Raw genomic sequence first — 14,752 nt, forward strand, 5'->3', positions numbered from 1 at the left:
GCAGTCGTGGGGAACCCGCCGGGGGCCGGAGTGCCGGTCAGCGCACCGGGGTCGTGGTCGCGAGGGCGTCCGCCGCGAGGGCCCGCACCACACACAGCACGCGGAACGCGGAGCGGCCGGTGTCGGTGCTCGACCGGATCACGCCGCTGACCAGCAGGTCGCGGACCGCGCGCCCGCAGTACGGCAGGGGCATGCCGGTCAGCCGGACGACGTCCTCCAGGACGAACGCGTCCTCGCTCGCGGCGCAGAGCGCGCCGATCAGCTCCCGGTGGCCGTCGGGCAGGGCGGCGAGGGTACGGGCGACGCGCTCGCGGAGACGTGAGCCGGACGGGCCGTCGGCCAGGTGGTCGAGCAGCGGTGCCGGGTCGGTCTCGACGATGCCGCGCAGGGTGGCCAGGTCGCAGACGGTGAGCCAGGAGGCCGCCGCGGAGAGGGCGAGCGGGTGACCGTCGAGCCGGTGGCAGACCCACGCGACGTCCGCGAGGACGCGGTCGTCCGGAACGATGTCGGGGCGGACGTGGCGGAGGCGGCTGAGGAAGAAGCGGGCGGCGGGCGCGTCGGGGCGGACGCCGCCGGACGGGTCCGGAGCCTCCAGCGGGGAGAGGAGGAAGAGGCGTTCGCCGGGGACGTTCCAGGGTTCGTCGGCGGTGACGAGCAGGCGGAGTCCGGGCAGCTCGCGCAGCAGTCGGCTCAGGCGCGGGAAGTCGAGTCGTGCGGTGTCGACGCCGTCGAGGACGAGGAGCACGGCGCGGTCGCCGAGTGCGCCGGTCAGTTCGGGGAGCAGGTCGTCGGTCCGGCCGTGGCCGTGCAGGAACGCGGCGCAGTCGGCCGTCAGGGCGGCCGGCTGGTCGTCGCAGGCCGGCAGGCAGTCGGCGACGGCCCCGGGGGCGGTGTGCCACAGCACCGGGAAGCCGGCATCGTGCAGGCGGGCCGCCGCCTCCAGGGCCAGTCTCGTCTTGCCGACGCCGCTCAGGCCGACGACGGTGATCAGCCGTTCGGCTCCGGAGCGCAGCTCGTCCGTGAGGACGGTGGCCTCGGCGTCCCGCTCGATCAGCGGGTGCAGCGGTACGGGCGGGGCCGGCCGCTCGGCGGTGAGGTGCCGGGCCCCGACGCCGAACCGGTGGCCGCGCCGTACCGCGTCCTCCAGGGCCGTGCGGGCGCGGGGGCCCAGGCGCAGGCCGTCGGCGATCAGCCGGATGGTGTCGGCTCTCGGCCGCTGCGCCTTGCCCTTCTCCAGGTCGCGGATGGCGCGGACGCTGATGGTGGAGAGGTCCGCCAGCTCCTGCTGGGTCAGGCCGATGCGGAGCCGGTGGCCGCGTATGAGGGTGCCGAGTGCGGCGGTGGCCGTCACGGTGTCCTCCGGGGAGAGACTGGTCGTCATGAGAAGCTCCCGCTCGTCGAGTTGGGGCGGGTCTCCGGCCGGCGGCCCGGTGGGGCCGCCGACCGGGGGCCACGCCTCGCCGTCTGCTGGAAGCAATCGTCCGGACGCGACTATTCAGGGGGCATCCCGGCACTAAGGGCCGGCCGCGGTCCCGTGATAGCGCCGCAGGGCCCGTGATAGCGGTGCGGGCGGGGGGCCGTTCCGTGATAGCGGGGTGATAAGGCAGCGAGCGGTGCCGTGAATCCGCGGGTTCCTAAGTTGGTGGTCACAAGGAAGCGCCGCACACGACCGAGAGGCAGGACCCGATGTCGAACACCACCGCCGCCGCCCGCACCACCCTCCGCGCCGCCGTCACCACCGCGCTGCTCGTGATCGTGACCGGTGCCGGTGTCCAGGCGAGCTGGGCCGACGACGCCACGGGCAGCACCACGGGCACCACGGCCGGCTGCACCACCACGGGGACGGGCACCGGCGGCACCACGACCACGGGGGGCACCACCACCGGTGGCACCACCACCCCGTGCATCAACGACAACAACCCCTGGGACTGATCCAGGTCCGGTCCGCCGCGGGCTCAGCCGCCGGTCGCGAGCAGCCTCTCCGCCTCGGCGAGTTCCCGCCCCATCCGCCGCTCGCGGAACACCTCGACGGCAGGGACGAGCAGTTCCCGGGAGCGCCCCGGCTCCGCGTCGAGGAGACGGGCGAGGTCAAGGCGCGCCAGCGCGCCACCCCCAAAATCCATGACGCCCTCCCGTGCGGTCACCGCACGGTCGTAGAAGTCCCTCGCCCGGTCAGGGCGGCCCATGACGGCGAAGGCGTGCCCCAGGTCGCGGAGCAGGTGGCCCTCTCCGATCACGTCTCCGGAATCCCGGCAGAGCTCCAGGACCTCCGTGAAGGTCAGGACCGCCAGGTCGCTCCGGCCCTGTTCGAGCAGCAGCTGCCCGACGCGCCGCAGGGTGCGCGCCCGGCCGCCGGTGTAGCCGACCCCCTCGTAGATGTCGAGCGCCTCGTCCAACTGGCTCTGTGCCGCCGCGATCTCGCCCTGCCGCATCCGGATGTGCGCGCTCTGGGTGAGGACGATCGCGCGGCCCACGACGTCGCCGGCCCGGTCGAAGTCGGCCAGGGACCTGCGGTACAGCTCGAGGGCCGAGGCGTCGTCGCCGCTCGTGCGGGCGATGAGGGCCATGTCGCGCCGGCACAGCGCCTCGCCCATCGGCTCGTCGAGCGCCTGGAAGACGTCGAGCGCCGAGTTCAGGGCCTGCCGGGCCGTGTCGAACTGGTTGCGGCTCATGTAGAGCGAGCCGAGCGAGGCCCGTATCGCGGCGGTGCCGCGGAGGTTCCCCGCCTTGCGGACCGCGGCGAGCGCGCTCAGGTGGGTCTGTTCCCACAGGTCGTAGTGGCCGCGCACCTCGAACAGGGTGACGAGTGAGGTCGCGAGGTCCCAGCTGAGGTCGTGGAGGCCCGCGTCGGCGGTGTGCTCGACCATGCCGCACAGCGAGGCCTGTTCCGCGTCGAGCCAGGCCAGCGGATCGGCGAGCACCTCGTCCGAGTAGGAGGCCGGGGGTTCCCAGCGGGGCGCGTCGCCGTGCAGGACGGTGAAGTCCCCGCCGTACACCGTGCGGTGGGCCTGCTGGGCCAGGTGCATCCAGCCGCCCGCCATCCGGGCCAGGGCCTCCTGCCGTGTCTCGGGCGTGTGCTCGGCGGCGAGCTGTTCCCGCGCGTACACCCGGATGATCTCGTGGAAGCGGTACCGGAAACCGCCGGTCCGCTCCACTCCGGCGACGTCCAGCATCTGCACGTCGACCAGCGGTTCCATCAGGTCCGAGGGAAAGGGGCGGCGGTCGTCGAGCAGCGCTCCCGCCAGCCAGCTCGGCAGGGTCGGTGCCTGCGCCATGCTCAGGAGCCGCAGCAGCCGGCGGTCCTCCGGCGCCAGGCCCTCGTAGGTGAGGGACAGGCTGGCGCGCATCGTCATCTCGCCGTGCGTCAGTTCGTCGAGCCGGTGCCGCTCGTTGGCCAGCCGCTGCACCATGGACGCCAGGGTCCAGTGCGGGCGGGCCGCGAGCCGGGCGGCGACGATCCGCAGGGCCAGCGGGAGCCGTCCGACCGTCCGGACCAGGGCCTCCGCCGCCGCGGCCTCGCCCGCGACCCGCTCGCGTCCGACGATCCGGGAGAGCAGTTCGAGCGCCTGGTCCTCGGCGAGCACGTCGAGTTCCACTCGGTGCGCCCCGGGCAGGGCGGTGAGGCGCGCGCGGCCGGTGACGAGGACGGCGCAGCCGCGGCTGCCGGGCAGCAGGGGCAGCACCTGGCCCTCGCCGGCGGCGTCGTCGAGGACGACCAGGACCCGGCGGGAGGCCAGTCGGGTGCGGTACATCTCGGCCCGCTCGTCCAGGGATTCCGGGATCAGCTGGCCGGGGATGCCGAGGGCGCGCAGGAACCTGCCCAGGACCTCCTCGGGGGTGGCCGGGGTGCCGGTCGTGCCGCGCAGGTCGCAGTAGAGCTGGCCGTCGGGGAAGCCGGACTCGGAGAGCATGTGGGCGACGTGCACGGCGAGGGTCGACTTGCCGGTGCCGGGCTTTCCGGTGATGGCGGCGAGCCCGACCGTGGTGCGGCCGGGCCGTCCCGTCAGTGCCTCTTCGAGTGCGGCGATCCGGCCCGCGTCGGTCACGAAGTCGGCGACGGCCGCGGGGAGCTGGTGGGGTACGGCGTCCTGGCGAACCGATTCTGCAGACGGCGTGGCCGCCGGGGCGGCCGCGTCGGCCTCCTCCTCCGCCTTCGCCACCGCCGGCCGTGCCGGTTCCTCGTGCGGCGCCTTCTCCCCCGGTGTGCGGACGGGCACGGCCCCGGCGGGCGCGGGAAGGCGGCCGGCGAGGATCGCCGCTTCCAGGTCCCTGAGCTCCCGGCTGGGTTCCAGACCGAGTTCCTCGGCGAGGAAACGCCGTGCGGTGCGGAAGGCCTCCAGGGCTTCGGCCTGCCGTCCCGACCAGTACAGCGCCTGGATCAGCTGGCCGCGCAGCTTCTCCCGCAGGGGGTGTTCGTGGGTGAGCCGCTGCAGTTCGCCCACGAGGCCGTCGTACCGGCCGAGTTCGAGTTCGAGCTGGATGCGGAGTTCGACGGCGTTCAGCCGTTCCTCGTTGAGCTGACGCGCCTTGTTGGCGAGCGGGCCGCTGTCGAGTCCCGACAGGCAGTCGCCCTGCCACAGCGTGACCGCGTGCCTCAACAGCTCTACGGCCTGCGCGAGTTCACCCTGGTCGCGCAGCCGGCGGGCCCGTAAGACGAGGCTAGTGAAGAGCGCGGCGTCCACGTTGGCCGCGTCGGTGTGGAGCACGTATCCCGGGGGCCGGGTCGTGATGGAGACCTCGCCGTCCGCCCCGGCGAGCAGCTTCCGCAGCCGCGAGACGCAGATCTGCACCTGGGTGCGGGCGGTCTCCGGCGGGTTGTCCTCCCAGATGAGGTCCACCAGATGGTTGGTGCTGACCACCCGGTTCGTCTCCAGGAGCAGCGCCGCGAGGATCACCTCCTGGCGCCCGGGCGGGAGCCGCAGCGGCCCGTCGGGGCCGTGGACCTGCAGCGGCCCCAAGACCCGGAAGGCGAGGGGCGACATGTCCGGGAGTTCCTGGGATCTGTCCCCGATGTCGTCCGTCACCGATTCCCCCACCAAAGAAACGAGTTGACACGTCAGGTCCGAGTGAGGACAGTCTCCACAACCACCCCCGCCCTGTCCATGCCGTGAAGATCCCGGTCGGAGATAGAGGGGGGATAACGTGGAGTTGGCGGCTCCCCCCAGAATCCTGGCCGAGAGTGAAAGGGGCTCAGCCGTTGAACCGCCAAGATGACACGAGCACCGGGTTGCCGGGACAGGCCGACCTGGTCACCGCCGCGGGAATGGACCACGTCCGCCTGGTCTACGACTACCTCGACGCCGGTGACCTCGACTCGTGCGCCTCCCTGCTGCACGACGGAGTGGTCCTCGAACTGCCGGGGCTGCCTGCGTTCCGCGGCCGTACGGCGGTCCTGCACACGCACTTCGGGCGCTCCGCGCCGAGGGCGCGCTACGAGATCGACCGGGTGGTGGGCCAGGACCGCAGCGTGGTCGCCACCGGGCGCCGCGTGGTCCCGGGCACCGACGGACAGGACCTGCGCTTCGTCGACGTCTTCACGATCGCCGACGACGGCATGGTCCTCTCCTGTACCCGGTACTACCACGTGGCACCCTGAGCGACGCCCGAGGACGGACCCCACCCGTCCTCGGTCCGCAGCGCGGAGACGCGGGGGCTACAGCCCCGGACCGTTGTACGCGCCGCGGTGCGGCTTCGTGGTCGCGCTCACCGGGTTCCCCCAGTAGTCACGCCCTCCGTTGCCGCTGATCACGGAGCCGTTGTTCAGGCCGGGGGACGTGGCGCGCAGCTTGTAGCCGTCGACGGAGTGGATGGTGTCGCCGCCGGTGCCGGGGTTCACGAACTGCGGGTCGCCGGCGATGCCGTTGGCGGTCGGACGGGGCACTCCCTGGAAGACGTTCCACAGCCAGGAGATCCCGGCCGCGGTGGGCAGTCGGGAGTCGGTGGTCCCCACCCAGATGTTGTTCTCGACCACGCTCTCGTCGGGGAGCGTGATGTTGAACTTCTTGTCCGTGCAGTAGAGGACGTTGTTGTACAGGTGCAGCGCGGAACGTCCCGCGCTGACACTGCTCATGCGGCAGTCGTTCTCGGAGATGTTGTAGCGGATGACCTGCTGGGCGCCGCCGATGGTGCCGCACCCGTCGCAGTCGAGGAAGAAGCCGCCGATGTTGTCGCGGCTGAAGTTGTACTGGATCGTGCAGGTGCCGGTGTTGCCCCAGTCGCAGTCGAACGCCTGGCTGTCGGCCACGGACATCCGTGTGATGCCGTACACGGCGTTCTTCTGGATGGTGGGGTTGTGGTCGCCGAGCACCCATATGCCGGCGAAGTTGCCGCCGGAGAAGGGGTAGACGCCGTTGCCGACGCCGGAGGCGTTGTTGTACTGGATCATGGGCGCGTCGGCGTAGCTGGCGATGATGCCGTCGCCGCCGACGTCCTTGACGGTGTTGTTCTCGATGAGGACTCCGGTGCCCTTGACGGCCATGGCGCCCACGCGGATCTTGAGGCCGCCGCCGCCCGTGTTGCTGATCTGGTTGTCGTGGACGTGGACGTCGTTGAGCGTCGAGTTCGTGCCGCTCGCGCCGGTGACGATGCCGGCGGACTGGACGAAGTCCTCCGTGGTCGGGCTGTTCTTGTTCGTCTGGCCGGCCACCCGGTCGATGACGAGGTTGCCGATGTCGTAGCCGCGGTGCGCCGTTCCGTCGGTGGCGGAGATCCGCAGACCGGTGCGGCGGGCGACGGTGGGGACGGGATTGGTGAGCTTGAGGTTGCTGATGCGCCAGTGGTCCTGATTGGTCAGGGAGACCGTGTCGGGGGCGCCGGCGCCGTCGATCACGGGCAGGGCGCCGGTGCCGTACGCGGTCAGGGCGATGGGCGCGGCGGCGGTGCCGCTGCCCCGCGGGGCGAGGGCGCCGGTACAGGTGGTGCCGGAGGCGAAGGCGAGCGTGTCGCCGGGCCCGTACGTCTTCCCGTTGGCCTGTCCGACGCTGTTGAACGGCGCCGTCTGACTGCCGTCCCCCGCGGTCGCCCGTGAGCAGTCCACATAGGTGACGCTTCCCGCGGCGACGGCGGGTGCGCCGGGGAGGACGGCGGTGCCGCTGAGGGCGAGGGAGGCGGCGATGAGGGCGCGGCCCATCAACTGCCGTGCGGGCAAAGCTCTGATGGTCATGACGCAACAACCTTTCTGGCGGTCGGGTGCGGCCAGAAATTAGGTGCGGGCGGTGATCGAGTCAATGCATTCCCGTCGATTGATCGAATATCGATCAGCAGGCGGTTGATTGGTCGATCTCGGACGGGGGTGTACGGGGGTGCGTGGTGGACGCGGCGGCCAGGGAAGCCGCCGCCGCACGGTCACCGTTGCCCGTCGTCGCCGGGCGCGCGAGCTTCGCCGTTCCCGCGCGCCCCCGCACCGCCCCCCGTACCGCCCGCCCCGTCAGAACCCGGCCGCGGCCGGCACGAGGCGGAGTCGGCAGGCGTCCACCGCGCTGTCGAGATGAGCGCCGAGGCCTGGATCGGGGGCCAGTACGGAAAGGCGGTGCAGGGTCAGCATCGCGTCCCAGGCCGACGTCCTGGCCAGGGACGACGCGCCCCACGAGACGTCCTCCAGGTGGGTCCAGAGGTGGGCCCCGAAGCCCAGATGAATCGTTCCTGCCCGGGATTCCTCCTCGTCGAGCGCTCGGCGCGCGGCCGTCAGGAAGGTCAGGGCGTCCTCGGCCCCCAGCGCCGTGACCACGACCCGGAGATGGGAGGCGGTCAGCCGCGTGACCTCGGACCAGCCGGCCGCGTCACCGAAGCGCTCGCACAGGCGTACGTTCAACAGGTGTTCCATGTGAGTGGTCATGCATGCACAGATACGTTTCCGCCGCCGACGGCGCCCGTCACGACACGCGGGTGGTGCCGCCCGCCCCCCGTACGGAGTGATCGGCCCCCGACGTCGTACGGCGCGCACGACACGAACGGCCCACACCCCGGAACGCCCGAGGACCGGGGCGACAGGAAGCGCCCCGGTCCTCGGGTGGGTCGGTGCCGGCCGGGTCAGGCCTGGTCGTCCTCCGGGATGCTGACCAGCCAGCGGGTGTCCTTGCGCGGCCGCAGGTAGAGCGCCCAGTAGAGGGTGGCCACCGCCGTGATGCCGCCCGTCCACAGCAGGTACTCGACGTCCTGCATGTACAGGACGTACGCGAGCACACCGATGAGCAGCACCGGGACGGCCGGCCACAGCGGCATGCGCCAGGCCGGGACGTGGCGGTGTGCGCCCCGGCGGCTGAACAGGGCCGCGACGGCGACCAGCAGGTACATGCCCGTGACGGAGACGCCGGTGACCCCGTAGAGGGTGTCGAGGTTGACGAAGCACAGGGCCGCGCCGGGCACGCCCACGACCAGGGTGGCCACCCACGGGGAGCCGAAGCGGCCCAGGCGGGACAGGGCGTTGTTGACGGGCTCCGGCCAGGCCTTGTCGCGGGCGGACGCGAACAGCACGCGGGAGTTCTGGATCACCATGACGATGCCCGCGTTGATGATGGCCAGCGCGACGCAGAGGCTGATGAAGGTGCCGACGGCGGAGTTGGACCAGGCCGCGATCATGCCGCTGATGTCGCCGCCGGTGAGGGTCTCCAGGTCGCCGGCACCGAGGGTGATCGCGACGACGGGCACGAGGATGACGGCGGTCGAGATGGCGAGGGTGGCGAGCACGGTGCGGGCCACGTTGCGGCGCGGGTTCTCCAGCTCCTCGGAGAGGTAGACGGCCGTCGAGAAGCCCTGGGTGATGAAGAGGGCGATCGCGAGGCCGGAGACCACCATCGCGCCGGTGACGAGCGAGTGGGTGCCGCCCTCGGCGGCGACCTGGCCGTGGACGAGGGAGCCGACGCCCCGCTCGGAGTGGGCGAAGCCGAGGATCGCGACGATGCCCGCGGCGATCACTTCGAGGACGAGGAAGATGCCGGTGATCCAGGCGTTGGCGCGCAGGTCGAGGAGGCCCGCGAGGGTGGCGAGGAGCATGACGCCCGCGCCGGCGAGCGGGGCGGGGACCTGCACCAGGGGCGCGAGGTAGTCGGCGGTCCCCATGGCGATCACCGGTGGCACGATCATCACGACCAGCAGCGAGAGGACGAACACCAGCCAGCCGGCGAGGCGGCCCGAGAGGGTGGAGACGATGGCGTACTCGCCGCCCGCGCTGGGGATCAGGGTGCCCAGCTCGGAGTAGCAGAACGCCACGCCGATACAGAGCAGCGAGCCGATGGCGATGGTCAGCGCGGCGTACGTGCCGACTCCGTCGAACAGGTCCGGTACGACCACGAACAGGGTGGAGGCGGGCGTCACGCACGACAGCGTGAGCAGTGTGCCGCCCACGACACCGATGGAACGCTTGAGCTTCTGCGGCACGGGGCCGGTCTGGGGGGCCAACGCGTGCGGTGCGCTGAGGGTGTCGGTCATCAGGCGGTTCCGATCGATGCGAGCGGTAGATCTGAGCGGGAGCGGTATCGCCTCCGAGGCGGCTGGTGATCAGGTGGTTCCGTGGGCTCCCGGGCTGAATGGAAGCGTGAGCAGAACCGCAGGTCAATGGCCCCCTTGCTGCGGAATCCGTTGCTCCGACACGCCCGGGCGGGGCGTCGGGGCGTCAAGAACGCGTCAAGACGGCCGAAACACTCCGTGCGGGAACCGCAGCCCGCCCGGGAGGACTTTTCCCGCGCTTTACCGCCGCTCCACATGCCGGAACACCGGGCGCACCCCGAAGAGGCCGCCCCTTCCGGTTCCGCGCCGCTTCCGTTCCCGCGCCGCTTCCGTTCCCGCGCCGCTTCCGTTCCCGCGCCGCTTCCGCTCCCGCGCCGGCCCGGCACCGCTGTCTGGACCGGCCATGTCACATTCCCGGCCGCCGCGGTGTCGTACTGCCGAGACGTTCCACTCGTCCCCAGCAGAAGGAGAACCCCATGTCGGCAGCCGAGGCGACGGGAAACATCGCGGCGCTCCACCGTTTTCACTCCGCCACGAACAGCGGCGACCCGGGCCTCGTCGCGAGGGCCATCGACGAGCTGGCCGCACCGGACATGGTCTTCCACGCCCCGGTGCCCCTGGGCGCGACGGGAGCGGAGGCCCTGAAGCGGGTCTGGGAGACCCTCCTGCGCGCGTTCCCCGACCTCCACGTCACCGTCGAGGAGACGGTCGCGGAGGGCGACAGGGTCGTCTCCAGGAACACGGTGACCGGGACCCACCGCGGCGAGTACCGGTGGCGGCCGGCCCGCGCCCCCCGCCCACGGACTCCCGGCCCAGCTCAGAAGTGGCTCAAGTCCCTTGTCCTGCAAGCTTCTCGAAGGCAGGGTCGACGTAGCCATCGACCAATGGCCAGAGGTTTCAGGGGGACACGAACATGAAGATCACGAAGGCCGCTCTCTCCGCGTGCGCCGTCGCCGCGCTGCTCACCGGCACGGCCGCCTGTACGTCCGAGAGCGGCGGGACGGCCGCCCGTCCCACGAAGACGGCCGCCACGGCCTGCGCGAACGGCACGTACACCTGGTTCAACGTCGACGCGCGGGACGTGCTGACCGGCATCGCCGAGAAGCAGAAGCTGGGCAAGGGAGGCGGCCCCCTGACGAACGAGCTGTCGCGGCTCCACACTCCGGCCACCGCCGTCATCTTCGAGAAGGGCCCACGGCTCGACACGAAGGCCACGCTGCGTTCCCTGGGCACGCACATCGGGGACTACGAGGCCGCCGAGGGAGTCGTCTACGATTTCGCCGACGTCCGCAGGCCCGCGCCCAAGCTCCAGTCCCGCACCACCAGCGTCGACGGCGCCGGAACCTTCGTGGACTTCGCCTACGTACACCAGGTCACCGCCGACTTCCAGTACAGCTGCGACAACGGCACACGAGCGGCCGGCCGTGCGATCGGCTGGACCCTGGACGGTTCGGGTGTCCTGGAATGCTCCACCCCGATCGAGAAGCCCAAGGCGGGGGATCCGGCCCAGGAGGCGGCGCGCCTGTCCTGCGGCCGCACCTCCCCCGCGGCCGGGGGGAAGAAGGGCTAGCAGCCGGGGGCCGGGCGGTGACCACCGCCCGGCCCTCGCCCGGCCCCCGCCCCAGCTACGGACGCGAGCCCGAAAATAGTAGCCATGTACATAGTATCCATGTACTGTATCTCTTGTGAGTTCAGCAACTGAGAGCGCCACGGCGGGCTTCCTCGTCTGGCGCCTGTCGATGAAGTGGCGCGTGGCCGTCGACCGGGCGGTCACACCCCTGGGCCTGACCCATGCCCAGTACGCACTGTTGGGATCCCTGTACGGCATGGCGCGCTCCGGGCTCCGGCCGAGCCAACGGCAGCTCGCCGACCACACCGGGCTCGAACCGCTGTACGTCTCCAAGCTCGCCCGAGCGCTGGAGACGTCCGGACTCGTCGCCCGCACCCGGGACCCCGACGACCCCCGCGCCATGCAGCTGTCGCTCACCGAGGAGGGGCACGACGTCACGCGGCGCGCCATCGGCGTGGTCCAGGGACTCCTGGACCAGATGCTGGAACCGCTCGGGGGGCAGGACAGCCCGCGCGCACGGCAGTTCACCCGCGAACTGGCGACCCTGCTCGACGCACCTCTTGATCCGCACACCGAGAACTCCGAGGAGCAGTCATGACCACCACCGCACCCACGACCAACGGACGCGTCATCGCCCTGGCGCACTACGCCGCACGCGCACTCCTGGAGGGCGTCCTGACCCGCCACGGCGCCACGTTCGAGCAGAGCGTGACACTCCGGGCCGTCGTCCTCGCGGGCGACTCCGTCGGCCGGGACGAGCTCGTCTCCGACGTCATCGGCTCGCTGAAGACCGACGAGTCGGCCGTCCGCGCCGTGATCGACGAACTGACGGCCACGAAGCTGCTGGAACAGGACCCGGCCGAGACCTCCCGTCTGCGGCTCACGGACTCCGGACGGGAACTGTACGAGACCACCACCGCCGAGACCGCCGAGATCTCCGCCCGGCTCTACGCCGGCATCCCGGCCGAGGACCTCGCGGTCGCGGGTCGCGTGCTCACCCTCATCACGCAGCGCGCCAACGCCGAGCTGGCGGGGGCCTGAGCCCCACGGGCCCCGGCAGGGCCGGAGAGGCGCTGCCGCTCTCGTCACTCTGGTTGCTCCGATCGCCCTGGTTGCTCTGGTCACGCCGGTTGCGGGCGCCCGCTCTCGGCGTTTCGGCCACACTCCCGCCAGGGCACGACCCACGCGCCGCAAGGGTCGATGCACCCGGCACGAACGCGCATTCGCCGTGCCACGGGGTTCGGGCGCCGTCCGAAACACATGTGTTCGACCGGCCTGGCCTGGTCGTTGAGCTCTCCGACAGTCCGACACCCGGCTCCCGGAGAACGCCATGAACCCCCTTCCCGACCGCATCGCCACCCCCCTTCCCGTCGTTCCCCGCCGGCCCCTCGGCCGGCGGAACCTCGCCATGAACCCGCGCCGAAGCGCCGGTTCCTTCCGCTCCGCACGTCCGGATGCGAGGTGGGCCGCATGACGACCACCACGAACGACGCGTCGTCCACGGCCCCCACCACGGACGACACATCGGCCACGACCTCCGCGGAGACCGTCTCGGCGTCCGAGCGGTTGCTGTTCGGCGGTGAACTCGCCTACGACCAGGGCTGGAGCCAGCACCGCGGCACCTGGGTCAAGCTGGGCATGTGGCACATGGCCGTGAGCTTCCCGCGGCAGGTCGCGATCGCCGTGCGGCTGGCCCGGCGCGCCGACCCCCGCGCCCTCGCCACGGTGGCGGTCAGCGAGGTCGGCCGCGGTGTGGCGCAGGCGTTCTCGCTGGTGGCGGTGAACGCGCTGCTGGCCGAGCTGCTGGCCTCGGGAATCCTCGTCGACCGGCTTCGGGCGGCCGTGCCCTCACTGGTGTTCGTGTCCGTGATGGCGGTCGTCTCCTCGCTGCTCCAGTCGGCGTCGACCGCCTCGACGGGGATCCTCGAACCGAAGGTCCAGCGCGTGGCCACCGAGCGCTACCTGGGCCTCGTCGCCCGGGTGGAGATGGACGCGATCGAGGACGACGCCTTCCACAAACTGATGGACTCGGCGCAGTGGGGCGCCGACGGCGCCCGGCGGATGGTCGGCTACTGCACGGCCGTGGTCGCCTCGGCGATCTCCCTCGTCGCGGCGGCGAGCGTGCTGACGGTCCTGCACGTGGCGCTGCTGCCGCTCCTGATCGCGATGGCGCTGCCGAGCGCGTGGGGATCCCTGACGATGGCCCGGGCGCGGTACGAGAGCTGGCACCGGTTCGTCCAGCACGCACGCGCCGCGCAGCTGCTCAGCAGGCTCCTGATCGACCAGCAGGCGGCGGGCGAGGTCCGGGTCCATGACGTGGGACCGTTCCTGCTGGAGCACTTCCGGGGCATGGCGGAGACCAGCGAGCGCGAGCAGACCCGGCTCGCGTGGGTGGGGGCCCGCACGGGACTGTTCGCGGACGGAGCCCGTGGTGCGGCCACGGTCGCCGCGTACGCGGTGCTGGGTCTGCTCCTGTGGAACGGGCAGATGGCGCTCGCCGTCGGCGGCACCGCGGTGCTGGCGATCCGGGCCGGATCGGCGAGCATCACCGACCTGGTGCTGCGGGTCACCGACATCCAGGAGGAGTCCCTCTTCGTCGCCGACCTGGAGCGGCTGTGCACCGAGGCCGAGCGGCGGGCGATCCCGGAAGGGGGCCTGGACGTGCCGGACGACTTCGACGCGATCCGCTTCGAGAAGGTCACCTTCTCCTACCAGGGCGCCGAGGAGCCGTCGCTGCGGGAGGTGGACCTGGTCATCCCCCGCGGCAGGACGGTCGCGCTCGTGGGGGCGAACGGTTCGGGCAAGACCACGGTGTCCAAGCTCCTGTGCGGTCTCCACATGCCCGCGACCGGCCGGGTGATGTGGGGCGAGGTGGACGCGGCGGAGGCCTGCCGGGCCCGGCTCTTCTCCCGGGTGGCGATGGTCGCCCAGAACTTCCAGCGGTGGCCGTTCACCGCCAGGGTGAACATCGGGATCGGCCGGCCCGGCGGGACGATCGACGACAGCGACGTCGACGCCGCTGCCGTGTACGCGGGCGCCGACGACGTCGTGGCGAAGCTGCCGCGCGGCCTGGACACGCTGCTGGCCCGCGGCTATCAGGGCGGCCAGGAGATCTCCGGCGGCCAGTGGCAGAAGATCGGCCTGGCGCGGGCGCGCTACCGGAACGGACAGGTGCTGGTCGTCGACGAGCCGACCAGCGCCCTGGATCCGGTGGCCGAGCAGCGGGTCTTCGACCAGATCCACCGCCTCGCCGGCACGGGTCAGACCACCGTCCTGATCACCCACCGGCTCCACAGCGTCCGCCACGCGGACCTGATCTACGTCCTGGAGCGGGGCCGGGTCGTCGAGCACGGCACGTTCGAACAGCTCATGGATCCGGCCCACGGCACCGGGGCGTTCCGGGAGGCGTACAACCTGCAGGCCCGCCAGTTCCTGGCGCCCGCCGTTCCCGGGCAGACCCGGGGCTCCGGCAGGGGCAGCGCGCCGGAGGGGACGACGGCGTGAGACCCGTCTCCGGAGAACGCTTCGTCTTTGGAGAACCCTTCCCTCCCGGGCCGTGAAGGGGGCCGGAGAGCGGAACGATCGGCGCGGCGGCCGCCGCGCCGACCAGCCTCTTCCCGCTCTCCGGTCCTCCGGCCGGCATGCCGGCGACCTCGCCCTGGCTGGTGGAGCTCGGACTCGCCGAGCGACGTCCGAGGGCTCTCGGTGCCCGTGAAGCCGCCTCTTGACGGACAATCC

At 71.9% G+C, this 14,752-nt stretch carries 12 protein-coding genes; 7 read left to right on the forward strand and 5 right to left on the reverse strand.

Features of this window, described 5'->3' with window-relative positions:
- Positions 1-37: 37 nt before the first annotated feature.
- The gene (locus tag IE237_RS09845; RefSeq protein ID WP_189801409.1) at positions 38-1,381 is read right to left on the reverse strand and encodes a helix-turn-helix domain-containing protein; all 1,344 of its coding nucleotides are present in this window, start codon (positions 1,379-1,381) and stop codon (positions 38-40) included.
- Positions 1,382-1,686: 305 nt separating this feature from the next.
- Between IE237_RS09845 and IE237_RS09850 the strand changes: the two genes are divergently transcribed.
- Positions 1,687-1,932 (forward strand): hypothetical protein, encoded by a 246-nt coding sequence (locus IE237_RS09850; protein WP_189801668.1) that lies wholly within the window; start codon positions 1,687-1,689, stop codon positions 1,930-1,932.
- 23 nt (positions 1,933-1,955) lie between these two features.
- Here the strand turns inward: IE237_RS09850 and IE237_RS09855 are convergent, their stop codons facing one another.
- The gene (locus IE237_RS09855; protein ID WP_189801647.1) at positions 1,956-4,982 is read right to left on the reverse strand and encodes an AfsR/SARP family transcriptional regulator; all 3,027 of its coding nucleotides are present in this window, start codon (positions 4,980-4,982) and stop codon (positions 1,956-1,958) included.
- 215 nt (positions 4,983-5,197) lie between these two features.
- Here IE237_RS09855 and IE237_RS09860 point away from each other — a divergent pair, with 215 nt between their 5' ends.
- On the forward strand, positions 5,198-5,596 hold the full coding sequence (locus IE237_RS09860) for a nuclear transport factor 2 family protein (RefSeq protein WP_229842492.1): 399 nt from the start codon (positions 5,198-5,200) through the stop codon (positions 5,594-5,596).
- 57 nt (positions 5,597-5,653) lie between these two features.
- On the opposite strand, the gene IE237_RS09865 is transcribed toward IE237_RS09860, so the two are convergent.
- The 3 genes from IE237_RS09865 to IE237_RS09875 form a co-directional block, all read right to left on the reverse strand.
- Positions 5,654-7,162, reverse strand: coding sequence for a right-handed parallel beta-helix repeat-containing protein (locus IE237_RS09865; RefSeq protein ID WP_189801410.1), 1,509 nt, complete (start codon positions 7,160-7,162; stop codon positions 5,654-5,656).
- 264 nt (positions 7,163-7,426) lie between these two features.
- Positions 7,427-7,834, reverse strand: a complete 408-nt coding sequence (locus IE237_RS09870; RefSeq protein ID WP_189801411.1) for a hypothetical protein — start codon at positions 7,832-7,834, stop codon at positions 7,427-7,429.
- A 194-nt stretch (positions 7,835-8,028) separates the two neighbouring features.
- Positions 8,029-9,426, reverse strand: a complete 1,398-nt coding sequence (locus IE237_RS09875; RefSeq protein ID WP_189801412.1) for an APC family permease — start codon at positions 9,424-9,426, stop codon at positions 8,029-8,031.
- 494 nt (positions 9,427-9,920) lie between these two features.
- On the opposite strand from IE237_RS09875, the gene IE237_RS09880 reads away from it, so the two are divergent.
- The 5 genes from IE237_RS09880 (at position 9,921) to IE237_RS09900 (ending at position 14,518) form a co-directional block, all read left to right on the forward strand.
- The gene (locus IE237_RS09880) at positions 9,921-10,361 is read left to right on the forward strand and encodes an ester cyclase (protein WP_189801413.1); all 441 of its coding nucleotides are present in this window, start codon (positions 9,921-9,923) and stop codon (positions 10,359-10,361) included.
- Positions 10,358-11,014, forward strand: coding sequence for a hypothetical protein (locus IE237_RS09885; protein WP_189801414.1), 657 nt, complete (start codon positions 10,358-10,360; stop codon positions 11,012-11,014). Before IE237_RS09880 ends, IE237_RS09885 begins: the two co-directional genes overlap by 4 nt.
- 115 nt (positions 11,015-11,129) lie before the next feature.
- Entirely contained in the window at positions 11,130-11,612 is a 483-nt protein-coding gene (locus IE237_RS09890; protein WP_189801415.1) for a MarR family winged helix-turn-helix transcriptional regulator, read from the forward strand.
- Complete coding sequence (locus tag IE237_RS09895) at positions 11,609-12,055, forward strand: winged helix DNA-binding protein (protein WP_189801416.1); 447 nt, start codon at positions 11,609-11,611, stop codon at positions 12,053-12,055. The genes IE237_RS09890 and IE237_RS09895 overlap by 4 nt, the downstream gene beginning before the upstream one ends.
- 429 nt (positions 12,056-12,484) lie before the next feature.
- Complete coding sequence (locus IE237_RS09900; RefSeq protein ID WP_189801417.1) at positions 12,485-14,518, forward strand: ABC transporter ATP-binding protein; 2,034 nt, start codon at positions 12,485-12,487, stop codon at positions 14,516-14,518.
- Positions 14,519-14,752: the final 234 nt, after the last annotated feature.

It is taken from the genome of Streptomyces tanashiensis, from assembly GCF_014648895.1.
Taxonomy (GTDB): domain Bacteria; phylum Actinomycetota; class Actinomycetes; order Streptomycetales; family Streptomycetaceae; genus Streptomyces; species Streptomyces tanashiensis.

Excerpts from the sequence above, each read along its gene's own strand:
- IE237_RS09845 (WP_189801409.1), bottom strand. The coding sequence starts at position 1,381 with ATGACGACCAGTCTCTCCCCGGAGGACACCGTGACGGCCACCGCCGCA.
- IE237_RS09850 (WP_189801668.1), top strand. The coding sequence starts at position 1,687 with ATGTCGAACACCACCGCCGCCGCCCGCACCACCCTCCGCGCCGCCGTC.
- IE237_RS09855 (WP_189801647.1), bottom strand. The coding sequence starts at position 4,982 with ATGTCGCCCCTCGCCTTCCGGGTCTTGGGGCCGCTGCAGGTCCACGGC.
- IE237_RS09865 (WP_189801410.1), bottom strand. The coding sequence starts at position 7,162 with ATGACCATCAGAGCTTTGCCCGCACGGCAGTTGATGGGCCGCGCCCTC.
- IE237_RS09870 (WP_189801411.1), bottom strand. The coding sequence starts at position 7,834 with ATGACCACTCACATGGAACACCTGTTGAACGTACGCCTGTGCGAGCGC.
- IE237_RS09875 (WP_189801412.1), bottom strand. The coding sequence starts at position 9,426 with ATGACCGACACCCTCAGCGCACCGCACGCGTTGGCCCCCCAGACCGGC.
- IE237_RS09880 (WP_189801413.1), top strand. The coding sequence starts at position 9,921 with ATGTCGGCAGCCGAGGCGACGGGAAACATCGCGGCGCTCCACCGTTTT.
- IE237_RS09885 (WP_189801414.1), top strand. The coding sequence starts at position 10,358 with ATGAAGATCACGAAGGCCGCTCTCTCCGCGTGCGCCGTCGCCGCGCTG.
- IE237_RS09895 (WP_189801416.1), top strand. The coding sequence starts at position 11,609 with ATGACCACCACCGCACCCACGACCAACGGACGCGTCATCGCCCTGGCG.
- IE237_RS09900 (WP_189801417.1), top strand. The coding sequence starts at position 12,485 with ATGACGACCACCACGAACGACGCGTCGTCCACGGCCCCCACCACGGAC.